This window comes from Streptomyces venezuelae (assembly GCF_008642295.1).
Classification (GTDB): domain Bacteria; phylum Actinomycetota; class Actinomycetes; order Streptomycetales; family Streptomycetaceae; genus Streptomyces; species Streptomyces venezuelae_C.
Genome location: NZ_CP029190.1, coordinates 1,393,726 through 1,418,109, shown reverse-complemented (window position 1 = coordinate 1,418,109; position 24,384 = coordinate 1,393,726). Strand labels below are relative to the sequence as shown.

Below are 24,384 nucleotides of genomic sequence, written 5' to 3'. Positions count from 1 at the left end.
CCGCCGAGGACGCGCCGCCTGCCCGCGGCAGGACCCGTACCAGGAGCCGTACCCCCCTACTCCCACCCGCACGCACCCGCACCCGCACCCGCTCTGGAACCGGCACCTCCGGTTCCGGTGCCCATCGCAGGACTGAGACGAGGACGAGGAGATGCCACCCACTCTGCCGCCGTCGGCGGCGGCCACCCCCGAAGCCCGCCCCGGCCCCACCCCCGCATCCGCCAACCCCGTGCTCGACCACGTCGTCCGCGCCATGGCCGACTACCCGGTCACACCGGTCCGCACCATCCGCACCGAGATCGCGGGCATCCCCCGGACCATCACGCTGAAGCTGGAGGGCCACTCGCCGTGGCGGTCCATCAAGGGCCGGACCGCGCTCAGCCTGATCCGGTCGGTGGCCGACCGGCTCACCGTGCCGGGCGCCACCGTGGTCGAGTCCACCTCGGGCAATCTCGGGCTCGCCCTCTCCGCGATCTGCCGGGAGCTCGGACTGCGCTTCATCGCCGTCGTCGACCACCGGCAGTCGCCCATCATCCAGCAGGCCATCGAGGCGAACGGCGGCGAGCTGGACTGGGTCCGGACCCCGGACACCGCCACCACCCACCTCCAGGACCGGCTGGCCCGGGTGCGCGAGCTGGTGCAGGAACTGCCGCACGCCGTCTGGCCCAACCAGTACGAGAACGAGGCAAACTGGCGCATCCACGAGGCCTGGACCGCCCCGGAGTTCGACGCCCAGGCGGGGGAGACCGCGCAGGCGCTCTTCGCCGGCGTCTCCACCGGCGGAACCCTCGCCGGCCTCTCCCGTCACTTCCGGCGGGTCCGCCCCGGCGTCCGGATCGTCGCGGTGGACGTGCAGGGCTCGACCGTCTTCGGCGGGGTGCCGCGCCCACGGGTGCTCACCGGGATCGGCGCCGGCCGGCGGTCCGCCTTCCTCGACGCCGCCAGTACCGACGACGTGCTGCTGGTCGACGAACGGCAGGCCGTGGCGTGCTGCCACACCCTGCGCCAGGACACCGGGATCGCGGTCGGCGGCTCCAGCGGGGCGGTCCTGGCCGGCTGCCTGGAGTACCTCTACCGGCACCCGGAGGTGCGCCACGCGCTGTGCCTCTGCCCCGACCTGGGCGAGCACTACGGTCCGACCGTCTACCACCCGGCCTGGCTGGACCGGATGGGGCTGCCCGCCGAAGCCGGCCGGCTGCGGCACCGCACGGGCGCCGGCTGCCCCGGCTTCCAGCCGGCCGACGACCACCCCGGCCCCGGCCAAGCCGACTCCGGCCCCGGCCCCGGCCAAGCCGACTCCGCACCCGCACCCGCACCCGCACCCAGCGCCGTACCGTCCGAGGAGGACGCACCGCGATGACCGCCTTCCCCACGACCGACGACGACGTGGCACCGGCACACACCCCGACTCCGCCCACCAGTCCCTGGAGCGAGCTGCGGCTGACTCCCCGGGAAGCCGCCGAGGCCGCTGCACTGGCCGCCCGGTGCGTCCGGGAGTACGAGGACCCCGAGGCCCCCGCGTTCCTCCTCGACGCCGCCGTCATCGCCCATGAACTGCCCAAGCGGATCCGTACGTTCATGGCCCGGGCCCGTCTCGACGAGCGCCCGCACGCCCTGGTCCTCCGCGGCAACGCGGTCGACGACGCGCAGCTCGGCCCCACCCCCGCGCACTGGCGGGACGCCCTCACCCCCGGCTCCCGCCCGGCCGCCTTCCTCCTCGCCCTCTACGCCGGCCTGCTCGGTGACGTCTTCGGCTGGGCCACCCAGCAGGACGGCCGGGTGGTCACCGACGTGCTGCCGATCCAGGGCGTGGAGCACAGCCTGGTCAGCTCCAGCAGCCGGCAGGAGCTCGGCTGGCACACCGAGGACGCCTTCTCGCCGCACCGCGCCGACTACGTGGGCCTGTTCTCGCTGCGCAACCCCGACCGGGTGGCCACCACCCTGGCCGGTGCCCCGCTGGACGAGCTGGACGAGCCGACCGTCGACCTGCTCTTCCAGAACCGCTTCCTGATCCGTCCCGACGACTCCCACCTGCCGGCCAACAACTCCGCCGCACAGCAGCAGAATCCGGAGTTCCAGGAGATCGCGAAGGCCCTCGACCACCCCGAGGCGGTGCCGATCCTCACCGGCCACCGCGCCGCCCCCCGGCTCCGGATCGACGGGGACTTCAGCGCCCCGGTCGACGGCGACGAAGAGGCCCGGGCGGCGCTGGAGGCCCTGCGCGAGCGGATCGACGCGGCACTGTACGAGGTGGTGCTCGACGCCGGTGATGTCGCGTTCATCGACAACAGCCGGGCCGTGCACGGCCGACGTGCCTTCCAGCCCCGCTACGACGGCAGGGACCGCTGGCTCAAACGCATCAACGTCACCCGTGACCTGCACCGCTCGCGCGAAGTACGCGCCGACGCCGGCTCCCGTGTCCTGGGGCGCCGATGACGGGGACGACCCGGAGCGGGGGGCCGCTCACCCTGCCCGCGGCCCCGCTGGAGGACTGGCTGCGCGAGCGCTACTTCCAGGCCGAGACCGACATCAGCAGCAGCGGGGTGCACAACTACCGCCTGGGGGACCTGCGCGCCCTCGACCCGGACCTGCTCGACCCGGCCGAACTGGACCGGCTGATGTTCCGGGACGGGCCCTCGCTGGGCGACGAGCGGCTGCGCACCGCCGTGGCGGCCCGGGTACGCCCCGGCCCCGGCCATGTGGTGATGACCACCCACGGTTCCAGCGAGGCCCTGTTCCTCGCCTTCACCGCACTGGTGAGCCCCGGTGACGAGGTCGTCGTCCCCGGGCCCGCCTACCACTCGCTGTCGGCGCTCGCCGCAGCGGCGGGCGCGGTGCTGCGGACCTGGCCGCTGCGGCCGGAGAACGGCTTCGTACCGGACCCGGCCGATCTGCGGGCGGTGCTCAGCGAGCGCACCCGCCTGGTGGTGGTCAACTTCCCGCACAATCCCACCGGGGCCTGCGTGGACCCCCGGGGCCGTGCCGAGCTCCTCGACCTGGTGGCCGGCAGCCGGGCGACCCTGCTCTGGGACGGCGCGTTCACCGACCTCGTCTACGACCACCCGCCGCTCGCCGACCCCACCCGGGACCTGGACCGCTCGCTGTCCTTCGGCACCCTGTCCAAGGCGTACGGACTGCCCGGGCTGCGCGTCGGCTGGTGCGTGGTGCCCCGGGAGCTGGTCCCCGCACTCGTACGGACCCGGGACTACCTCACCCTCAGCCTCTCCCCGCTGGCCGAGCGGCTCGCGACCGTCGCCGTGGAGCACGCGGACACCCTGATCGCCCCCCGGCTGGCCGAGGCACGCCGCAACCGGGAGCTGCTCCTCGCGTGGGCGGCGGCGAGCGGGGGAGCGGTGGAGTGCCCGGCGCCGCGCGGCGGGGTCACGGCCTTCCCCCGGTTCACCGGCCACGAGGACACCACCGGCCTGTGCGAGCGGCTGCTGTCCCGGCACGGGGTACTGGCGGTCCCCGGCCGGGTCTTCGGACACCCCGACCGGATGCGCATCGGGTTCTCCTGCCCCCCGGAGGAACTGGAGCGCGGCCTGGCCGCGATCAGCACGGAGCTCGGCACGGAACCCGGCGCGGGCGCGGGTGTGCACACCCAGGCCCGCGGCCGGCGCGAGGGGTCCGGGTGACCTCGACGGCTCCCGGCGACGCGGTGGCGGAGCAGAAGCCGGCGCTGCTGCGGCACAACCGGGACTTCCGGCTCTGGTGGGGCGGCACCATGCTCAGCGCCATCGGCGACGAGATCACCGCGGTGGCGCTGCCGCTGCTGGTGCTGATGCTCACCTCCTCCCCGCTGCACGCCGGGCTGGTCGGCAGTGTGGAGGCGATCCCCCCGCTGCTGCTGAGCCTGCCGATCGGCATGCTGGTGGACCGGGTCTCCCGGCGGGCCGTGATGGTCGGCGCCTCGCTGCTCAGCATGGCCTCGATCGTCACCGTCCCCGTCGCGTACCTGATGGACGGGCTGACCCTGCCCCAGCTGTATGCGGTCGCGTTCGTCAACAGCCTGGCCGCGACGGCGTACCGGATCGCGAACACGGCGGCGCTGCCCGGGATCACCGGGCCGGACAAGCTCGGCGAGGCGGCGAGCCAGAGCGAGACGATCTGGGGGACCACCGCGCTCGTCGCACCGCCGCTGGCGGGGCTGATGTTCGAAACCATGAGCCCCGCCGCGCCGTTCTTCCTCGACGCGCTGTCCTTCGTGGCCATCGCCGCGGCCATCCTGGCGATCCGGTCGCGGCTGGGCCCCGAGGGTACCCCGCCGCCCCTGCACTGGCGGCGCGAGCTGACCGCCGGGATGCGGATCACCGCGCGGCTGCCCCTGGTGCGCACCCTGACCGTGCTGACCATCGCGGGCGATTTCCTCTTCTCGGGGATCGGGCTGCTGCTGATCGTGCTGGCCAAGGAGAGCGGCGCCTCCGGCTTCGAGGTGGGCACCGTCTTCACCGCCGCCGGCGTGGGAAGCCTGCTCGGTGCGGCGCTCGCCCCGCGGATCGAGCGGGGGCTGGGCCTGCGGACCGCGGTGGCCGGCAAGCACTGGCTGACCGTGCTGCTGTTCCCGCTGCTGCTGGCCGACCTGCCCAGCTGGGGGATCGGGCTGGTCTGGGGCCTGGTGGCGTTCCAGGTCGCCGTACTGAACGTGATCCAGATGAAGTACCTGATGAGCCAGGTCCACCCCGACCAGCTCGGCCGGGTCCAGGGCTTCATGACCTTCCTGTCGAAGAGCAGCCTGCCGCTGGGCTACGCCTTCACCGGCCTGCTCCTCGACCGGGTGGGCTCCGGGAGCACCCTCGTGGTCTTCGAGGCCGTGCTGCTGTGCCTGGCCGGCTACGCCCTGGTCGGGCGCGGCCTGCGCAGCGGAACCGAGCTCTCCAGGACCGAGCCCGACGGGACCTCCGGGTCCGAAGCATCCGGGACCGCCGACCGCGGCGCGTCCGCCGACCAACCGCTGCCGAGCCGGCCGGGGAGTGAGCAATGACGGATCTGGACTTCACCGCCTGGGATCTGCGCACCGAGGAGGACAAGCGGGCCGCCCCCGGCGCCCTGGACGGCCCCGAGCCCTCCTGGGAGGTCGACACCACCCTGGTCCACCTGGTGCTGGAGCAGGCGGAGCGCACCCCCGCGGCGGAAGCCGTACGCCTGGGGGAACAGGCCATGACCTACCGCGAACTGGCCCTGCGGGCGGCCCGGGTGGCCCACTGGGCCGCGCGATTGCAGGCCGACGGGGAGCAGCGGGGCGAGCTCCGGATCGGGGTGTTCGCGCACCGCGCACTGAACGTCTACCCGGTGCTCCTCGGCGTACTGGCCGCGGGCGGATCCTATGTCCCGCTCGACCCCTCGGCACCCGTGCGGCGGCTGCGTGAAACCGCCCGGCAGGCGGACCTCGCCGCCGTGGTGACCGACGCGGAGGGCTGGGCCGGGCTGGGCCTCGCCGGGACGCCCGCGCTGCTCATCGACCGGGCGCTGCTGTTCCAGCGCGGGAAGCTCGCCGGCGGGGCGCTCGCGGAGTACGAAGCGCTCCCCGAGGCCGCGGAACCGCTGTCCGCGGCCGGGCTCCGGGCCGGGCTCCGGGCCGGGCTCCGGGGCGGGCCGGCCCCGGCGGACGTGGCGTACGCCATCTTCACCTCGGGCTCCACCGGCACCCCCAAGGGCGTCCTCGTCGAGCACCGCAGCGCCGTCAACCTGGCCCGCTGGGCGGCCCGGACGCTGGAGCTGGGCCAGGGCAGCCGGGTCACCCAGAACGCCTCCCTGCACTTCGACGCGTCCGTGCAGCAGATCTTCTCCGCCTGGTCGGCCGGGGCGACCCTGCTGCCGGTCCCGGAGCACATCCGCGTCGACGGAGCCCGGCTCCACCACTGGCTCGCCGAACAGGCCGTCACCCACTGGGATTCCGTGCCCTCCCTCTGGGCTCCGGTCGTCGAGCACTGCGCCCGGCGCATCGCCGCCGGCGAGACCGTGCTGCCCGCACTGCGGGCCGTACTGCTGGCGGGCGAGGTCCTCCCGGCCGCCCGGGTGAACCAGTGGCGGCCCTGGCAGCAGGGGCACCGGCTGTTCAACGTGTACGGCCCCACCGAGGTGACCGTGGACGCCACCGCGTACGAGGTGACGGAACCCGTGTCCGGCAGTGCACCGCCCATCGGCCGCCCGCTGCCCGGACTGCGCGCCCTCGTCCTCGACGCCGACGGGCACCCCTGCCCGCCCGAGGCCGACGGCGAACTCCTGCTCGGCGGGATCGGCCTCGCCCGCGGCTACCTCGGCGACCCCGCGCTCACCCGCGAACGGTTCGTCACCCGCGACGGCGACCGCTGGTACCGCACCGGAGACCTGGTGCGGCGCACCGCACAGGGGGAGCTGGTGTTCACCGGGCGCCGCGACGACCAGGTCAAGGTGCACGGCGTACGGCTGGAACTCCCCGAAGTGGAACGGGCCCTGCTCGCCGACGCACGCGTCGCCGACGCCCTCGCGGTGGTGCTGGACGCCGGGCAGGGCCGCCGCGAACTCGCCGCCGCCGTGGTCACCCGGGAGCCGGTCACCGGCACCGCGCTGCGCGCCGCGCTCGCCGAGGAGCTGCCCGCCGCCCTGGTCCCGGTACGGATCCTCGTCGTCGACGCCCTGCCGCGCACCGCCAACGGCAAGGCCGACCGCACGGCGGGCGCGCAGCTGGTGCGCGAGTTCACGGACTCCGGCGAGCACGGCACCGAGACCGGAGCCGGAGCGCTCACCGGTACCGGGCGGCGGCTGCTGACCGTATGGCGGCAGGTCCTGGAACGGCCGGACCTCGGCCCCGACGACGACTTCTTCCGCAACGGCGGGGACTCCATCACCACCATCCGGCTGCGCCGGCGGTGCGCCGACGCCGGGCTGCCCATCCAGGCCATGGACGTCTTCGTGCACCCCACGGCGCGCCGCCTCGCAGGCCATCTGGACCGCACCCGGGCCCGTCGCCCGGCCGCCACCGCGGCAGCCGCCCCCGGCACCGCCGGCAGCCCGGCTGCTCCGGGCACCTCCGGCGGCGGGGAGCTGTTGCCGCTGCCCGCGCAGCGTCGGCTCGCGGTGGCCACCCTCCTCACCGACCGGGTACCGCAGACCGGCCTCGTCCAGGAGAGCCACGAGTACGAGGAGACACTCGACCCGGGGGCGCTGCGCACCGCGCTCGACCTGCTGGCGGAACGGCACGAGGTGCTGCGGACCGGGATCGACAGCGGGGTCGACGGTTTCCGCCTCCGGACCGAGGAGCAGGTGACGATCCCGCTCACGGTGCACCGGGCCGGAGCCGCCGGCGTGCCCGGACCGGCCGAGCAGCGGGAGGCGGCCCGCGCCCGCGCCGACGCCGCCCTCCGGGAGGGCTTCGACCTCTCCGCGCCGCCGCTGCTGAAGGTCGACGCCACCGAATTGGAACCGGGGCGGTTCACCCTCACCTGGACCCTCCACCACGTCATCTCCGACGGCTGGTCCTGGGAACTGCTCCAGCACGAGTTCGAGACGCTGTACGCGAGCATCTGCGCGGGCCGGTTCCGCCCGCTCCCCCCGCCCGCCCTCCCGCTGTCCGAACTGACCCGCCGCCTCGCGCAGGCACCGCGTACGGAGCCTGCACGGGAGTGGCTGGCGGGACTCGACGCCGTGGAGCCCCTGACCCTGCCCCCGGGCCGCCGCGGCGGCCCGGCCACCGACCGGGCGCACCTGGAGTGGGCGGTCCCGCCGGAGACCGACACCGCCCTGCGTGCCGTGGCCGCGGCGGCCGGGTGCGCGCCCAGCGCCGGGTACCTCCTCGCCTACGCCGAAGCCCTGGGCCACGTGTGCAGGCAGCGCGCCTTCGCCATCGGGGTCGTGTCCTCCGGCCGCAACGTGGACATCCCCCACATCGAGCGCGCGGTGGCCTGCCTCGCCCGCGCCCTGCCCGTCCCCGTCGACCTCTCCGGCACCCCCCGCGAGCGGCTCCGGCGCCTGCACCGCGGTCTGGCGGCCGTCCTGGCCCAGGACGGTGCCGATCCCGACACCCTGCTGGCCGGGCGGGCGCCGGCCGTCCGGGACCCCGCCGCCGCGTTCGTCTTCCAGAACTACCCCGACGCCCCGGCCGGCCCCGCGCCGCTCCGCCGCGTCCCGGCGGCCACCCGGTGGCGCGAAACCGGATCCGAACCCCTCGCCCTGGTCTGCCACGAAACGGGTGCCGGGGGCTTCGGCTGCCGCCTGGAATACGAACCCTCCGAGATCCCCGCCCCCACCGCGACCGTACTCGCCCGCGAAATCCGCCGGGCCCTGGACCGCCTGGCCGCAGAGGAACAGCCGTCATGAGCCTCGCAGGAAGGACCACTGTCCCAGTGACCACCACCCCCCAAGCGCCGACCGAGTCGGGCCTGCCCTCGGATGCCCTGCTGACCGCGGAGGAGCGGGCGGCATGGACCGCCTTCAACGGCCGCACCAGGCCGTGGCCCGAAGGGCCCGCCCTGATCCGCCGGCTGGAGGAGACCGCAGCGCGGCGCGCCGAGGAGCCGGCCGTACAGGCGGACGACGGTACGTACACCTACCGGGAACTGCACGCCGAAGCCGACCGGATCGCCGGAGCACTGGCGGCGCAGGGGGTGACGGCGGGCGGCACCGTCGCCGTCGCCGCCACCCGCAGGCGCGGGGACTACGCCGCGCTGCTCGCCGCCCTCAAGCTGGACTGCGCCTATCTGCCCCTGGCCACGGACGGCCCGGCCCGCCGGCTGGAGTTCACCCTGGCCGACTCGTCGGCCGTGGCCCTGGTGGCGGACGCCCCGGCGGCGGCCCTGCTGGCCGCTGCCGGCATCGGCACCGGACTCGCGGCGCGGGTGGTGACGGGCGCGGGCCACGACGCCCCGGCCGGCTGGACCACCTCCCACACCGCCCCGCAGGGCGCACGACCCCCGGGGCAGCCGGCCGGGCAGCCGTCGGGGGACCGGACCTCCTACGTCATCTACACCTCCGGCAGCACGGGCACCCCGAAGGGGGTGATGACCGGCGAGGAGGCCCTGCTGAACTTCTGCGCCTGGTACGTCGAACGCCATGAGGTGCTGCCGCACGACCGGCTCTGCCAGACGGCGCCGCTGACCTTCGACCCCTCCGTGCAGCAGCTCTTCCCGGCCTGGCTGACCGGCGCCTGCCTGGTGGTCGTCCCCGACGAAGTGCAGCGCGAGGGCGGGGAGTTCCTGGACTGGCTGGCCGCCGAGCGGATCACCCACCTGGACATCGTCACCCCGCACTGGGTGCAGCTGCTCGACGTGGCCGCGCAGCGCGGCGGGGCGGCACTGCCCGCGCTGCGCTGGATCGTCGTCGGCGGGGAGACGTACTTCTTCCACCAGACCCACCGCTGGCACCGCGCCGTGGACTCCCCGGCCCGGCTCAACACCATCTACGGGCCCACCGAGGCGACCGTCAACGCCACCGAGTTCCTCGTCGAGCCGGGTGTGACCGAGGGGCAGGTGCCCATCGGGCAGCCGCTGCCCAACTACCGGGCGTACGTACTCGACGAACACGGCGCACTGTGCCCGCCGGACATCACGGGCGAGCTGTACCTGGCCGGAACGGGGCTGGCCCGGCGCTACTGCTCCGCGGAGGCCACCGCGCGCAGCTTCCGCGAGCTGACGGTGAGCGAGGGCACCACGGAGCGGCTCTACCGCACCGGAGACCTGGCCCGGCTCATCGACCACGACGGAACCTGGGTCCTGGAGTTCCAGGGCCGCACCGACAGCCAGGTCAAGGTGTCGGGCTACCGCATCGAACTGGAGGAGATCCAGGCGGCGCTGGCCGGGATTCCCGGCGTCACCGCGGGCGCCGTGGTGCTGCGCACCGAACCCGCCAAGCAGATCGTCTGCGGCTACGTCGCCGCCGGCCTCACCGAGGACCGGATCCGCACCGAACTCGCCGAGCGACTGCCCGCGTACATGGTCCCGCACCTCATCGCGCCCGTCCCGGCCGTCCCGCTGACCGCCAACGGCAAGGTGGCCAAGGACGCGCTGCTCGCCCTGGTCGTGGAGCGGCACGACAGCGCGAAGGCGGGCGGCACCGAGCCGCAGGGGCCCGTGGAGACGGCGATCGCCGCCGCCTGGGCGGAGGTGCTCGGAGTACCCCGGGTCGGCGCCGACGAGGACTTCTTCGGGCACGGCGGCTCCTCACTGCTCGCCTTCCGGGTGGTCGCGCTGCTGCGGGAGAAGGGCGTGACCCTGCGGGCCGCGGACCTCCTCCAGGCCCGCACTGTCCGGGCCCTCGCCGAACGGGCCACCACCGGCGGCACCAGCGGCGCCACCAGCCATGCCCCCACCGGAGGCCTCTCCGGCCCGGCCGGTCACGAGACCGCCGCCGGCGGCCGTGACGACCGGGGCGAGGGCGGCGGCGAGGGCGGCGACAGCGGGACCCCGTTGCTGCCCGAGCCCCGCCACGAACTGGCCGACGACCCGGGCCGCGCCCTCGACCTGCCCCCGGCCACCTCACTGGCCCTGCTCGGCGGGGACACCGAGGACGTCGGCGACCACGCGGTGCTCACCCTTGGGCTGCCCCGGGACATCGACCCCGAAGCGGTACGCCGCGCGCTCGCCGAGGTCGTCGCACGCCACCCGATGCTCAGGGCCCGCCTCGACACCGGCCAGGCCCGGCTGCGGCTGCGCGCCCTGCGCGTGGTCCACTTCGACCTGCCGGTCCTGGACGGGGACAGCCTCACCCTGGTCGACCGGGTCCGTCCGCTGCTCACCGCCCGCACCGGGCTGCGCCGCGGGCTGCCGGTCAGCGCCGCGCTGCTGCGGCTGCCCACCGGGGCCAAGCTGCTGCTCGCCGTGCGGCACCTGCTCGTGGACGGCAACGCACTGCGCCGGATCACCGCGGAACTCGCCGCCGAACTGGGGCTCGGCGCGCCGCCCGCGGCACCGGTTCCGCTCGCCGAGCAGCTGGCCGAGCTGTCCGGGCAGGCCCGCGCCATGCGCCCCGTAGCCCATCTGAATGCCTTCATGGAGGCCGAACGGCAGGCGCAGCGGCGCCTCGCCCCCCGGCTCACCCCGCACGGGACGGTCACCGAGGTGGACGCGGGCGAGCTGCCCGCGCCGCTGACCGGCGGCGCGCCGGGGGAGTGGGAACCGCGGCTGGTCGCGGCGGCGGCGCTGGCCGTGCACCGCTGGCTGGGGCTGCCGACCGTACCGCTGAGCCTGCCCCGGCAGGCCGGCGCCGGGGATGCGGTGGCCAATCTCTCGGACGTGGTCCCGCTGCTGGTCACCCCGGACGACGGGACGGACGGCACCAACGGCACCAACGGCGCCAACGGCGGCGCGGCGGGGGCACTCCGCTCGGCCGCCGCCGGCTGGGCCGAGCACGCGGACCCGGCCGCCCACTGGTCGGCGGCCCTGCTGATGCACTGCCCGGGCCTCGCCGGCAACTGGCCCGGCCGGCGCGAACCGCTCACCGGCTCCTTCCTGATCGCGGTGGAGCCGGAGGCGGACCGCACCGGTCGGGGCACCGCGGTGCCGGGCACCGGCGGACGGCTGACCGAACACGACAGCCCCACCGCCCCGGACCCCGCGCTGTCGGGGGCCGTCCAGTTCACCTGCGTGGCGGACGCCGCCCGGCCGGCCCTCCGGCTGATCGGCTGGGACCTGCCGGAAGCCGCCCTCCGGGAACTCGTACCGCTGTGGCGGACCGCCCTGGCCGAGGTCGCGGGCGCCGGGCCGGCCGGAGGTGGCGCGGCATGAGCGAGGCGACCGACACCCGGTGGCTGCGCCCGTGCGCCGGCCACTGGCGCGAGGGGACCGGCCCGGTGCTGCTCTGCCTGCCCTACGCGGGCGGCGGCGCCCTGAGCTACGCGGGCTGGGAACAGTACCCGCTGGGCGGGTTCGAGCCCGTGGCCGTACGCCTCCCGGGCCGCGAGGACCGCTTCGAGGAGGAGCCGGTCACCGACTGGACCGAGCTGATCACCTCGATCGCCGACTCCCTCGACGGCCTGGCGGACCGGCCGCTGGCGGTGTTCGGCCACAGCATGGGCGCGCTGACCGGCTACGAACTGCTGCGCGAGCTGCAACGCCGCGGCCGGCCCGCGCCGGTGCTCTTCGCCGCCTCCGCACACCGGGCGCCGCAGGAGATGCCGGCGGAGGTCCGGCCGCCCCGCAGCACGGCGGAACTGCTGGACTTCGTACGAGGGCTCGACAACGCGGCGACCGCAGAGCTGCTCGAAGACCCCGAATGGCGCGAGTGGGTGCTCCGGCCGCTGGACGCCGACCTCCGGCTGCACGACGCCTACCGCCCGTACGCGGACCGGGCCGGGCGGCAACCCCCGTCGGCCACGCCCTTCGTGGTGCTCGCGGGGGAGGCGGACCCCACCGTCTCGGCCCGTACCCACGCCGGCTGGGCGGCCCTGACCCGCGGCGGCAGCACCCGGCGCGACTACCCCGGCGGCCACTTCTACCTCCGGGAGCAGCGAGATCGGCTCCTCACCGAGCTGGGCCGGGACCTGCGCGATGCGATACGAGGAGCGAACCGATGACCGCAACCCCGGACGGCGGGCCGACGGCCCTCGTGGCCGGACCCGGACCCGGACCCGGAGCCGGACCCGGCCATGGTGCCGTGACCGGCCTGCTGGATGCCACGACCACCGTCCTGCGGGAGGTGCTGGACCTGCCGCAGGTCGACCCGCAGGCCAACTTCTTCTCCCTCGGCGGGAATTCACTGCTCGCCGTCCGCGTCGCGGGGCGGCTGGGCCGTGCCCTGGGCCGCCGGGTCCCGGTGACCGCGGTGCTCGACCACCCGACGGCGCAGGCACTCGCCGGCCATCTGGCGGCGGACCGGCCCGAGCCCGAGCCCGTGCCCGTGGCCGCGCCCGCCGGCCCGGTCGCCGCCGATGCCGCCGCCGATGCCACCACGGATGCCGTCGGCGTCACGCACCCGCACCCGCACCCGGATCCGCACCGGTATCCGCTCTCCGCCGCGCAGCGCCGCATCTGGCTGCTGCACGATGTCGACCCGGACCGGCTGGACCACCTCGTCACCGTCTCCCTGGAGGTGACGGGCGAGTTCGACCCGATCGTGGCCCGCACCGCATGGCACCGGGTGGCCCGCCGGCACGAGGCACTGCGCACCCGGTTCGAACCGCCCGCGGACGGGAGCGAGGAGCCCCTCCAGGTCGTCGAGGGCGAACCGCTGACCGAGTTCACCTTCCTGGACACCGTCCGCTTCCCCGAAGCCGTGCGCACCCGGGTCGTCGAGGAGCGGATCCGGCTGCTGCACCGCACCCCGCTCCCGCTGGGCAGCGGGCCGCTGTCCCGCGTCGCACTGCTGCGTACCGCCCCGGCGCGGTTCCGGCTCGAACTGGTCGTGCACCACATCGTCTGCGACGGCTGGAGCCTGGCGATCCTCCTGGACGACTTCCTGGAGGCCTACCGCCGAGTCAGGGCGGGCGAACCGGGCCCCGGCCCCTCCCCGTCCCGTTTCGCCGAACACGTCCGCTGGGAGCGCGAGACGGAGTCGGCCCGCTGGCCCGCACTCGCCGACCGGGTCGCCGGCCGCTTCGCGGGCCGGCCGGAACCGCTGCCGCTGCCCGCCGACCCCGTACCGGTCGACGAACACGCCGACGGCGACGACGTCTCGGTGCCGTTGCCCGCCTCCCTCACCGCCGCGCTCGCCCGGGCCGGTACCGAGGGCGGCCACACCCGGCTGACCCTCGCCCTGGCCGCCCTGGCCGTACTGCTGCGCCGGGTCAGCGGCGCCGACGACCTGGTCGTCGCCGTACCGGTCGCCGGCCGCGTGCGCCCCGAGGACGAGGGCACCGTCGGCCTGTTCGTCAACACGGCGCTCGCCCGGATCCGGCTGGCCGGGGTCACCGACGTCCACACCCTCCTCGCCCGGGCCAGGGCGGAGGTCGCCGAGGTGCTGGACTGCCAGACCTACCCCTTCGACCGGCTCGTCGGCAGGCTCGGAGTGCCCCGCGACGGCACCCGGATGCCGCTCGCCAGGGTGTCCCTGGCCGTCCAGGACTTCGCCGAGTCGCCCGGTCCCGGTCCCGGGCTCGGCTTCCGGTGGGTGGAACACGACCCCGCCGAACGCCAGAGCAAGCTGGACCTCGCGTTCAGCCTCACCGGCGGCGGCAGCGGAGCCCGGCAGCAGACCCTCACCGTCACCTACCGTCCCTCGCTGTTCCGCCGCCCGACCGTACGGGCCTGGGCCGAGCAGTACCTGCTCGCCCTCGACAACGTCACCCGTGCGGTGGCCGGAGGTGTGTCATGAGGCTGAACCGGCAGCACGAACTGTTCCGCGACTCGGTGCGCGCCGTACTGGAGCGCCTCTTCCTCCCCGGGCTGGACGCGTGGGAGAGCGCGGGCCGGATGCCCACGCACGAGCTGTGCCGGGCACTCGGCGAGGAGGGCCTGCTCGGCCTGACCCTGCCCGAGGGCGACGGCGGCCTCGGCCTCGACCTGGGCTACTCCTACGTCTGGGCGCAGGAGCTGGGCCGACTCCCGGCCGGCTCACCGGCCATGAGCCTGTCGGTACAGACCGACATCGTGCTGCCGCTGCTCGCCGAGGCGGGCGGGACGGCGGTCCGTACGGAGTTCCTGCGGCCCGCGGTACGCGGCGAACTGGTCGCGACCCTGGCCGCCACCGAACCGGGCGGCGGCTCGGACCTGGCCGCCCTGCGCACCACGGCCGTCCGGACCGCGGAAGGCATCCGGCTGAACGGCGGCAAGGCCTACCTGACCCACGGTTCGGTGGCCGACTTCGCCGTCGTGCTCTGCCATCTGGTCGAGGCGGACGGTGGCACCGGGCCCACGGCGTCGACCGGGCTCGATTCGCTGACCCTGCTGCTGGTTCCCACCGGGCTCCCGGGCGTGCGCCAGGACCGGCATACCGGGAAGCTCGGCCACCGGTCCTGCGACCACGGCACGCTGACCTTCACCGATGTGCTGGTGCCCGAGGAGAACCTGCTGGGCAAGCCCGGTGCCGGATACGAGCTGCTGACCCGGGTCTTCACCCGTGAGCGGGCCTTCCTCGCGGCGGTCTCCACGGCCCGGACCGAAGCGGCCCTGCGCCAGGTCACCGGCCATGCCCGCGGCCACACCGTACTCGGCAAGCCCCTGGTGGACCACCAGGCGATCGCCTTCCGCCTGGCCGAGCTCGACGCGGAGCTGGCGCTGGTCGAGGAGTACACCGGCGCGGTGTTCCGGTTGCTGGACGAGGGGGCTCCCGCCCTGCGACAGGCGAGCATCGCCAAGCTGCGGGCCGGCCGGCTGGAGCGCGAGACCGCCGATCTGCGGCTCCAACTGCACGGCGCAGCGGGCTACATGGACGGCAGCGCGGCCGAGCGGGCCTACCGCGACGCGCGCGCGTCCGGCCTGGCCGGGGGCGCGGACGAGGCGCTGCTGCACCTGATCGCGGGCCATCTGCGCACAGACCTCTGACCCGTCCGCCCCCGCCCGTACGCAACGACCTGCCTGCAACGGAGAGGACCAGCACCACATGACCACCACCACCGCGCCCGCGACCGCGCCCTCGGCCGGGACGGAACAGCTCCTGTTCCTGGACCGGGCGGCCGTGCGCGCCTGTGCCGCCGGCATCGACCCCGTGACGGCCGTCGAGGACGTCCTGCGCGCCCATGCCGCAGGCCGCACCGAACTGCCCGCCGAGGGCTACCTGCCGTGGACCAACTCCCAGGAGGCGTACTGCCGTTCCATCGCCATGCTCGGCTCGGTCGGCGGCGCCGATCCGGCCGCCCCGACGGCGTACGGCATGAAGCTGATCAACGCCGCCACCTCCAACCCCGCCGCCGGCCGGGACCGTGCAGGCGGCGTCAGTTTCCTCTTCGACCCGGAGACCGCACGCCCGGCCGTCCTGGCCGAGGCCGCCTACCTCTCCGCCCTGCGCACCGGCGCCTACACCATGTCGAGCCTGCGCCACCTCGGTCCGGAGCACTTCGAGGCGGTGAGCCTCATCGGCTGCGGTGCCCAGGCCCGCACCCATGCCGAGCTGCTGGCCCGGTACTTCCCCGCCGTCCGGGCCCTGCACGTCCACGACCTGCTGCCGGAGCGCGCGGCTGCGTTCGCCGCCTGGGCGGGACAGCGCGGACTCCCCTTCACGGTGACCCCGTACGCCCGGGCCGCCGAGGCTGCGGCGGCGAGCACCGTCGTCGTCACCCTCACCATCACCGACACTGGCTATCTCGCCCCGGAGGATCTGCGGCCCGGCACGTTCGTGGCCCATGTGTCCCTGGACGACCTGCTGCCCGAGGTGTTCGACCGGGCCCAGGCCCTGTACGTCGACGACGTCGAGCTGATCCGCGAGAACCCGCGCCGGGTGCTGGGCCGGCTGCTGGGGGAGGGCCGGGTGCTGGCCCCCGGCGGCGCCACGAAGCCGGCGGGCGCGCAGCCGGGCGCCACGGTCATCCGGGGCAGCCTCGGTGAGGTCCTCACCGGAGCCGTGCCCGCCGAACGCCCCGGCGACGGGATCGTCGTCAGCAACCCCTTCGGAATGGCCGTACTCGACGTCGGCCTGCTGGCCCGGGTGTACGCCCGGGCCGCCGCCGAGGGCCTCGGCACCCGCCTCGACCTCCTGGGAGCCGACCGATGAACAACCCGATCAACGGCCCGGTCAACAGCCACCGCGGCCTGTACTCGCTGGCCGATCTCGACGACGACAGCATCCAGCGCATCGTGCGCAGGACCATCGAGCTCCACACCGACCGGGCCGCCCACACCAGCCCGCTGACAGGGCTGGTCACCGGGCTCCTCTTCACCAAGACCTCCACCCGCACCCGCACGGCCTTCACCACCGCCGCCATCCGGCTGGGCGGCGCGCCGTTGGCCTTCGGTCCCGCGGACCTCCAGACCAACACGGGGGAGTCCGCCGCCGACACCGGCCGGATGCTCGCCGGGATGCTCGATCTGCTCGTCGTCCGTACCGCCGGCCCGATGCAGGAGCTGCGCGAGCTCTCCGGCGGCGGCGAACTCCCCGTGGTCAACGCGATGTCCGCCGAGGAGCACCCGACCCAGGGCCTGGCCGACCTGGCCACCCTGATCCACCACTTCGGCGGCCTCGACGGCATCCGCGTGCTGTACGTCGGCGAGGGCAACAACACGGCCGTCGCGCTCGCCCGGGTGCTCTCCCGGCAGCCCGGCTGCCACGCGGTGTTCGCCTCCCCGGCCGGCTACGGGCTGCCACCGGCCGTCCTCGCCGAGACCGCGGCCACCGCCGCCCGGCACCACGGCTCCGTCACCGAAGTGCACGACATGGCCGGGGTACCCGAGGCGGCCCGGGGCGCCGGCGGATCCGGTGACATCCACGCCGTCTACACCTCGCGCTGGCAGACCACCGGCAGCAGCAAACCGGACCCGCACTGGCGGGACGCCTTCCGGCCCTTCCACGTCGGCGCCGACCTGATGGACCGCCTGCCCGACGCGGTGTTCCTGCACGATCTGCCCGCCCACCGGGGCGAGGAGGTCTCCGGGGAGGTGCTGGACGGCAAGTCCTCGCTGGCCTGGACGCAGGCGCGGATGAAGGCCGCGGGCGCGATGGCCGTACTGGAATGGCTGGCCACCACGTGAGGACGGCGGCCCCGGCCGGCATCGAGCGGGTGGCCCCGCTCGCCCCCGCCCAGCACAGCCTCTGGTTCCTCGACCAGCTCACCGGCCCCTCCGCCGAGTACGTCCTGCCGTACGCGCACCGGCTGCGCGGGCCGCTGGACACCGCCGCCCTGGAGGGTGCCCTGAACGCGCTGGCCGAACGCCACGAGACCCTGCGCACCCGGATCGGCCAGGGGGCGGACGGCGAGCCACTCCAGACGGTGCTGCGGCACCGCCCGGCCCGGCTGCGGCAGCTGGACCTCTCCGCGGACCCGGCGCGCGCCGCCGGGACCGCGGCCCGCGCCGCCCTGCGCCCCTTCGACCTGGCCGGCGAGGACCCCTGGCGCACCCTGCTCATCCGGCTGGGCCCCGAGGACCATCTGCTGGTCTGCTCGCTGCACCACATCTGCTGCGACGGGCTGTCGCTGGAGGTGCTGGGCGGGGAACTGGCCGCGCTGTACCGGGCCGTGCTGCACGGACAGCGCCCCGGGGAGGCCCTGCCGGCGCTGCCGCTCCAGTACGCCGACACCGTCCTCGACCGTGCCGCGCGGGCCGGTTCCGCCGCCGCCCGGCAGGCGCTGGAGCGCCGGCGGGCCGTGCTGGCGGGGGCGGAGCCGCTGCGGCTGTCCACCGACCGCCCCCGGCCGGCGATCCGTACCACCCGCGGCGGCCGGGCCGAGGTCGTCGTCCCCGCCGAGGTCGCCGCCGCGGTGCGGGCGGCCGCCGGCCGCCACCGGGTCACCCCCTACATGCTGCTGCTGACGGTGTTCGCGATGCTCCTGCACCGGCGCGGCGCCGGGCCGGACCTCAGCATCGGCACCCCCGTCTCCGGCCGCGCCGGTCCCGAGGAAGAGGCCCTGATCGGGCTGTTCACCAACACGGTGGTGCTGCGCCTGGACCTGTCGGGCGGCGGGCCGGACCCGTCGGGCCGCGGGCCGGACGTGCCGGGCCGCGGGCCGGACGTGCCGGAACTGCTGCGGCGGGTACGCGGCCGGGCCCTGGACGCCTACCAGGACGGCCATGTCCCCTTCGAGCACGTGGTGGACGAGCTGAGGCCGCCCCGCGATCTGTCCCGTACCCCCGTCTTCCAGGTGATGTTCAGCTTCCAGGACTTCGAGGAGGACGCCCTCGCGCTCGACGGACTGCACTGCACGCCCTGGGACATCCCGGCCGGCAGCAGCAAGTTCGACCTGGAACTGGAGCTCGGCCGGGACGGCGACCGGCTCCGCGGCTTCCTGGAGTACAGCACCGATCTCTTCGAGGCGGCCACCGCCCGCCGGATCGCGGACGACTACCTCGCCCTGCTGCGCGAGGTCCTGGACCTTCCCACCCCTTCTTCCCCCGAGGAGCCCGCACGATGAGCGAAACCACTGTGGACACCGCCCACCAGGTCGTGGTGAACGACGAGGAACAGTACTCACTGTGGCCCGTGGACCGGGCGCTCCCGCCCGGCTGGCGGGCCGAGGGCACCACCGGTACCCGCCAGGAGTGCCTGGACCGCATCGAGGCGGTCTGGACCGACCTGCGTCCGCTGAGCGCCCGCGCATGACCGCACCATCCGCATCCGCATCCGGCACCGCTTCCGCATCCGCATCCGGCACCGTGGTCACCCGCCGCGCGGACACCGTGCCCGCACTCCTCGCGGACACGGCCCGCCGCACCCCCAACGCCCCCGCGCTCATCACCCCCGAGCGCACCCTCAGCCACCACGAGCTCGACCGGCTCACCGGGGGGCTGGCGGACGTCCTGCGCGGCCACGGCATCGGCAGGGGGCACCGGGTCCTGGTGCTCGCCGACCGCACCTGGCAGGGCGTGGTGAGCCTGCTCGCGGTGCTGCGCGCGGGCGCCGCCCATGTGCCCGTCGACCCGGCGGACCCCGCCGAGCGGCTGCGCGCCGTCGTCGCGGCCACCGCCCCGGCCGCCGTCCTGGGCCGGGCCGAGCTCCTCGCCGCCCTGCCCGGCCTCGGCATCCCGCTGATCCCCGCCGCGTTCCCCGCAGCACCCCCGTCGCCGTCCCCGTCGTCGCCCTCGCCCGAGGACCTCGCGTACGTCATGCTCACCTCCGGCTCGACCGGCACCCCCAAGGCCGTACTGGTGCCGCACCGGGCCGTCACCGCCGCCGCCGGGTCCCTCGTCCGGCTCTTCGGCATCACCCCGGCCGACCGGGTCCTGCACTGGACCTCGCTGATCTGGGACACCAGCGGCGAGGAGATCTATCCCGCCCTGCTCGGCGGCGCGGCCCTGGTCGTCGACGGCCGGGTGGAGGCACGCTCCGTACCCGCCCTGCTCGCGGCGGTGCGCGAGCACCGCATCACGGTGGTCGACCTGCCGACGGCCATGTGGAACGAACTGGCGGATCATCTGGCCTCCGGAACCGAGGAGTTGCCGCCGGACCTGCGGCTGGTCGTCATCGGCGGCGAGGCGGCCCAGGCGCGCACGGTACGGCTCTGGTCCGAGCGCGTTCCGGACCGGGTCCGGCTGCTCAATACGTACGGCCAGACCGAGACCGTGATGGTCACCCACGCGGCGGAGCTCGGCGGACCGGCCGGGCGGGCGCTGCGGGACGAGGATCCGGTGCCCATCGGCCGGCCGCTGCCCCACGTCCGCCAGGTCCTGGCCGGCGCGGGATCCGGCGCGGGATCCGATCCGGGCGAACCGGCCGGACCGGGGGAACCGGAGGAGCTGTGGATCGGCGGTCCCGGGCTCGCCTGGGGCTACGCCGGCCGGCCCGCCCTCACCGCGGAGGCCTTCCGGCCGGCCCCCGGCGGGGCGGCTGCCGGGCGCTTCTACCGCACCGGCGATCTGGTACGGGTCCTGCCGGACGGCTCGCTCGCCCATGCGGGCCGCGCCGACCGCCGGCTCAAACTGCGCGGGGTGCGGGTCGAGCCCGCCGAGGTGGAGCGGGTGATCACGGCCTGCCCGGGCGTCGCGTCCGCTGCCGTCTTCCCGGTGGGGGAGGGCACTGAACACCTGCGGCTGGTCGCCGTGTTCGTGCCCTCGGACACGGCTCCCGCCACCGAGGGCGAGGTGGCGGAGCACTGCGCACAGCGCCTGCCGAGAGCACTGCTTCCGCACCGGATCGCCGCTCTGTCCACGCTGCCCCTGCTGCGTACCGGAAAGGTCGACCGGGGAGCCCTGCAGGCCCGCTTCACCGCCGGACCGGCCGCCCCGGCGGCGGCGTCCGCCGGGGCGCCCACCGCCGGGCAGCCCCTCCCCGCCCGCCTCGCCGAGCTCTTCGGCCGGTGCCTGGGTGCCCCGTGCGCCCCCGCCGATTCCCTCTTCGACCGGGGCGGTGACTCGCTGACCGTGACCCGGCTGATCTCCCTCGTCCATCGGGAACTGGCCGCCGAGCTGACCTTCCAGGACGTATTCGACCACCCGAGCCCCCAGGAGCTGGCCCAGCTCATCGAGGGTTCCGGACGCTTAGGAGAGCCCCAGTGAGCACCCCCACCCCCACCCCGACGCCTACCTCCACCCCCACCGATCCCCCCATCGCCCAGCCCTACCAGTACCGCCGCCGGGAGCTGCTGGAGCCCGACTGGCGCAGGCTGCCCGGCTGGCGGGACGTCACCGCCGCCCAGTGGCGCGACGCCCAGTGGCAGCGGGCCCACTGCGTCAAGAACGTCCGCCAGCTGCGGGCGGTGGTCGGAGACGGGCTCCCCGAGAAGTTCTACGACGATCTGGCGGAGGACCAGGAGCACATGGCCACCATGGCCATGCTGGTGACCCCGCACCTGCTCAACACGATGGCCCCCGAGACCGCCGCCGACTGCGAGGCGTACGGCGACGCCTTCTACGCCGACCCGATACGCCGCTACATGATTCCGGTCCGCTCCGACCGCGATCCGCGCTGGCCCAGCCACCCGCTGTCCTCCCGGGACTCCCTCCACGAGGCGGAGATGTGGGTGGTCGAAGGGCTGACCAGCCGCTATCCCACGAAGGTGCTCGCCGAACTGGTGTCCACCTGCCCGCAGTACTGCGGGCACTGCACCCGGATGGACCTCGTCGGCGGCTCCACCCCCCGGGTGGACAAGCAGCGGCTGCTGCTGCGCCCCACCGACCGGCAGGACGCGATCCTCGACCATCTGCGCCGCACCCCCGGCGTCCGCGACGTCGTGGTCTCCGGCGGCGACGTGGCCAACGTGCCCTGGCCGCAGCTGGAGTCGTTCCTGATGCGGCTGCTGGAGATCGACTCGGTCCGGGACGTCCGGCTGGCCACCAAGGCCCTGGTCGGGCTGCCCCAGCACTGGCTCCAGTCGAAGGTGGTCGCGGGCCTGGAGCGGGTCGCCACGGCCGCCGCCCGGCGCGGGGTCCACCTGGCCGTGCACACCCATGCCAACCACGCCGCGTCGGTGACCCCGCTGGTGGCCGAGGCCACCCGGGCGCTGCTCGACGCCGGGGTGCGCGACGTACGCAACCAGGGCGTGCTGATGCGGGGCGTCAACGACACCGCCGAGGCCCTGCTCGACCTGTGCTTCGCGCTCCAGGACGAGGCGGGCATCCTTCCCTACTACTTCTACATGTGCGACATGGTGCCCGGGGCCGAGCACTGGCGGACCTCGCTCGCCCAGGCCCAGGAGCTCCAGCACGCGATCATGGGATACCTGCCCGGGTACGCCACTCCGCGGATCGTCTGCGACGTCCCGTACGTCGGCAAGAGGTGGGTGCACCAGGCCGTCGAGTACGACCGGGAACGCGGCGTCTCCTACTGGACGAAGAACTACCGCACCCGGGTCGAACTCGACGACCCCGACGTGCTGACCCGCCGCTACCCCTTCTACGACCCGCTGTCCACGCTGCCCGAGAGCGGGTGGCGCTGGTGGGAGAAGAAGGTCACGGCACCGGAGCGCCAGGCATGCGCCTAGCGCCCCGGGACCGTGCGGTGTCAGGCGTCCTGATAGCCGGTGAGGCCGTCGGCCAGCTCCTCCTCGTCACCGTCGCGGCGGGCGTAGAAGGCCTGCTGGAGGGCGAAGGTCCCGCGGATCGCGGCGATCCGCCCGCTCACCCCGTCGCTGGCCCGGCCGCCGAGTGCCAGCACCCGGGCCAGCAGTTCCTCGCCGTAGCTGGCCCCGACGGCGGCCAGGTCCTCGGCCGGATCGCCGAGGGTGACCTCGTCCCAGTCGACGACACCGCTCAGACGCGGCAGACCGCCCGTGGTCTCCCACAGGACGTTCTCACCGCCGAGGTCGCCGTGGACCACGGCGGAGGTGAGGTGCGGAAGGGCGTCGAGCGCGGCGAGCTCGCGCTCGGCGCGCTCCCGCCCGCTGTCGCTCATCAGCGGGTACAGCTCGGCGCGCACGCCCGCCGCGAACTCCTGCCATTCCCCTTCGGGGGCCGCTGGCAGCGCGGCGCGCACCTTCTCGTCGCCGCCCGCGGCGGCGAGCCCGTGCAGCAGGTCGGCGTACTGCGTCGCCACCGCCTCCGCCACCTCGGGGTCGGCGAGGGCGTCCTCCTCCAGCGGTGCTCCGGGGATCCGGCTCAGCACCAGGTACGGCGGCTCGTCCGTGCCCACGGCGCCGCCCTCGGCGAGCGGCTGCGGGGTGCGGAAGCGGAGGCCGAGGCCGGCGAGGGCGCGCAGGACGGCCGCCCGCTCGGGCAGCCGCGCGGCGGCGGCCTCGGTACGGGCGAAGCACACCACCCGGTCCGAGCCGATCACGACTTCATGGAACTGCCCCTGATGGACGGTGAGTTCGTCCGTCTTGTCGTCGGGCAGCAGTCGGCTCAGCAGATCGCGGTGCATCTCAATGATTTCCATGGTGGGTGAACTCTCCACTTCTCGGTTCTCGGGCTTTCACAATGCGAAGCAGGGGTATGGCGATGGACGCGGTTGAATACGAGATGCTGCGGCACATGTGGTTCCCGGTCGCCCGGGTCGCCGACATCAAGAACGGGGTCGCGGGCGGCAGCATTCTCGGTGAGGAACTCGTGGTGTACGGGGACGAGCGTTCCGTCACGGTCGCGGACGGCTTCTGCCCGCACCGCGGTGTGGCGCTGCGACTGGGTCAACTGCGCGAGGGTGCTCTTGAATGTCCTTACCACGGCTGGCTGTTCGAGGCGGGGAGCGGGCGGTGCACGCGCATTCCCTCTCTCCCGCCCGGCCGGAGCAAACCCCATGCGGAGTTGCGGACCCGTCCCGCCGAGATCGCCTACGGCCTGGTGTGGAGCTGTCTCGACGACCCCTTTCTGCCTCTGCCGCGGCTGCCCGAGTACGTGGACGAGACCTGGCAGCTCGGGGCGGGCGAGCCGTACACCCTGAACTGCGGGATGCGGCAGCTGACGGAGAACTTCCGGGACAAGGCCCATTTCCCCTTCGTGCACGCGGACACGATGGGGGAGGTGGACAGGGTGGTGGAGCCCTACCGGATCGCGCGGGACGGCTGGCGGCTCGGCTGGTCCTCCTCGCTGGGCTCCGAGGGGATTCCCGAGGAGGTCGCCGAGGAGTTCAGCCATCGTCTGGACTACCGCATCACGCTTCCCATGTTCGCGTCGATCTGTGTGTCCTCGCCGTCCGGCGGGCGCCGGCTGGTGGCGCAGGTGACCACTCCGGTGTCGGCGGACGGGCTGCGCGTACGGCAGTTCTGGCTGGCCGGCACGGACGCGGTGTCCGCCGGGCAGGGGGTGGAGCTGGCCGATGTGCTCGGCTATGAGCGGCAGGTCTTCGAGGAGGACCATCCGATCGTGGAGAACCAGCGGCCCGTGGAGGCGCCCTTGGATCTGCACTCCCAGGTCCATACCCCGGCCGACAAGTTCAGCATCACCTATCGGCGGGTCTACACGGAGCTGCTGGAGAGCTACAAGGCGGGGCTGTGACATGTGCGGAGGGGTCCCGGGGAGTCGT

17 protein-coding genes are annotated in these 24,384 nt (G+C 74.7%); 16 read left to right on the top strand and 1 reads right to left on the bottom strand.

Going from position 1 to position 24,384, the window contains the following annotated elements:
- Positions 1 to 151: 151 nt before the first annotated feature.
- The 15 genes from DEJ50_RS33805 to DEJ50_RS06230 are packed head-to-tail and all read left to right on the top strand — an operon-like array spanning position 152 to position 22,411.
- Positions 152 to 1,360: a cysteine synthase family protein gene (locus DEJ50_RS33805; protein WP_190344317.1), complete on the top strand. Its 1,209-nt coding sequence runs from the start codon at positions 152 to 154 to the stop codon at positions 1,358 to 1,360.
- On the top strand, positions 1,357 to 2,436 hold the full coding sequence (gene vioC, locus DEJ50_RS06295) for an arginine beta-hydroxylase, Fe(II)/alpha-ketoglutarate-dependent (protein WP_150206600.1): 1,080 nt from the start codon (positions 1,357 to 1,359) through the stop codon (positions 2,434 to 2,436). Before DEJ50_RS33805 ends, vioC begins: the two co-directional genes overlap by 4 nt.
- A complete protein-coding gene (vioD, locus tag DEJ50_RS06290) occupies positions 2,433 to 3,635 on the top strand; it encodes a capreomycidine synthase (RefSeq protein WP_150206599.1) in 1,203 nt (400 codons plus the stop codon). The genes vioC and vioD overlap by 4 nt, the downstream gene beginning before the upstream one ends.
- The gene (locus DEJ50_RS06285; RefSeq protein WP_150206598.1) at positions 3,632 to 4,981 is read left to right on the top strand and encodes an MFS transporter; all 1,350 of its coding nucleotides are present in this window, start codon (positions 3,632 to 3,634) and stop codon (positions 4,979 to 4,981) included. The genes vioD and DEJ50_RS06285 overlap by 4 nt, the downstream gene beginning before the upstream one ends.
- Complete coding sequence (locus DEJ50_RS06280) at positions 4,978 to 8,295, top strand: amino acid adenylation domain-containing protein (protein ID WP_150206597.1); 3,318 nt, start codon at positions 4,978 to 4,980, stop codon at positions 8,293 to 8,295. Before DEJ50_RS06285 ends, DEJ50_RS06280 begins: the two co-directional genes overlap by 4 nt.
- A gap of 26 nt (positions 8,296 to 8,321) precedes the next feature.
- Positions 8,322 to 11,696, top strand: coding sequence for an amino acid adenylation domain-containing protein (locus tag DEJ50_RS06275; RefSeq protein ID WP_190344315.1), 3,375 nt, complete (start codon positions 8,322 to 8,324; stop codon positions 11,694 to 11,696).
- The gene (locus DEJ50_RS06270; RefSeq protein ID WP_150206595.1) at positions 11,693 to 12,484 is read left to right on the top strand and encodes a thioesterase II family protein; all 792 of its coding nucleotides are present in this window, start codon (positions 11,693 to 11,695) and stop codon (positions 12,482 to 12,484) included. The genes DEJ50_RS06275 and DEJ50_RS06270 overlap by 4 nt, the downstream gene beginning before the upstream one ends.
- A complete protein-coding gene (locus tag DEJ50_RS06265) occupies positions 12,481 to 14,220 on the top strand; it encodes a condensation domain-containing protein (protein WP_150206594.1) in 1,740 nt (579 codons plus the stop codon). The genes DEJ50_RS06270 and DEJ50_RS06265 overlap by 4 nt, the downstream gene beginning before the upstream one ends.
- A complete protein-coding gene (locus DEJ50_RS06260; protein WP_150206593.1) occupies positions 14,217 to 15,389 on the top strand; it encodes an acyl-CoA dehydrogenase family protein in 1,173 nt (390 codons plus the stop codon). The genes DEJ50_RS06265 and DEJ50_RS06260 overlap by 4 nt, the downstream gene beginning before the upstream one ends.
- A 58-nt stretch (positions 15,390 to 15,447) precedes the next feature.
- Positions 15,448 to 16,554, top strand: a complete 1,107-nt coding sequence (locus DEJ50_RS06255) for an ornithine cyclodeaminase family protein (RefSeq protein WP_150206592.1) — start codon at positions 15,448 to 15,450, stop codon at positions 16,552 to 16,554.
- Positions 16,551 to 17,528: an ornithine carbamoyltransferase gene (locus DEJ50_RS06250; RefSeq protein WP_150206591.1), complete on the top strand. Its 978-nt coding sequence runs from the start codon at positions 16,551 to 16,553 to the stop codon at positions 17,526 to 17,528. The genes DEJ50_RS06255 and DEJ50_RS06250 overlap by 4 nt, the downstream gene beginning before the upstream one ends.
- Positions 17,510 to 18,907 carry a condensation domain-containing protein gene (locus DEJ50_RS06245; RefSeq protein WP_150206590.1) on the top strand — a complete coding sequence of 466 codons (1,398 nt, stop codon included), beginning with the start codon at positions 17,510 to 17,512 and terminating at the stop codon, positions 18,905 to 18,907. Before DEJ50_RS06250 ends, DEJ50_RS06245 begins: the two co-directional genes overlap by 19 nt.
- A complete protein-coding gene (locus DEJ50_RS06240) occupies positions 18,904 to 19,095 on the top strand; it encodes an MbtH family protein (protein WP_150206589.1) in 192 nt (63 codons plus the stop codon). Before DEJ50_RS06245 ends, DEJ50_RS06240 begins: the two co-directional genes overlap by 4 nt.
- The gene (locus DEJ50_RS06235) at positions 19,092 to 20,987 is read left to right on the top strand and encodes a non-ribosomal peptide synthetase (RefSeq protein WP_150206588.1); all 1,896 of its coding nucleotides are present in this window, start codon (positions 19,092 to 19,094) and stop codon (positions 20,985 to 20,987) included. Before DEJ50_RS06240 ends, DEJ50_RS06235 begins: the two co-directional genes overlap by 4 nt.
- A complete protein-coding gene (locus tag DEJ50_RS06230; RefSeq protein ID WP_223837621.1) occupies positions 20,984 to 22,411 on the top strand; it encodes a KamA family radical SAM protein in 1,428 nt (475 codons plus the stop codon). The genes DEJ50_RS06235 and DEJ50_RS06230 overlap by 4 nt, the downstream gene beginning before the upstream one ends.
- 20 nt (positions 22,412 to 22,431) lie before the next feature.
- On the opposite strand, the gene vph is transcribed toward DEJ50_RS06230, so the two are convergent.
- Positions 22,432 to 23,319 (bottom strand): viomycin phosphotransferase, encoded by an 888-nt coding sequence (vph, locus tag DEJ50_RS06225; RefSeq protein WP_263399177.1) that lies wholly within the window; start codon positions 23,317 to 23,319, stop codon positions 22,432 to 22,434.
- Positions 23,320 to 23,363: 44 nt separating this feature from the next.
- Between vph and DEJ50_RS06220 the strand changes: the two genes are divergently transcribed.
- Complete coding sequence (locus DEJ50_RS06220; protein WP_190344314.1) at positions 23,364 to 24,356, top strand: aromatic ring-hydroxylating oxygenase subunit alpha; 993 nt, start codon at positions 23,364 to 23,366, stop codon at positions 24,354 to 24,356.
- Positions 24,357 to 24,384: the final 28 nt, after the last annotated feature.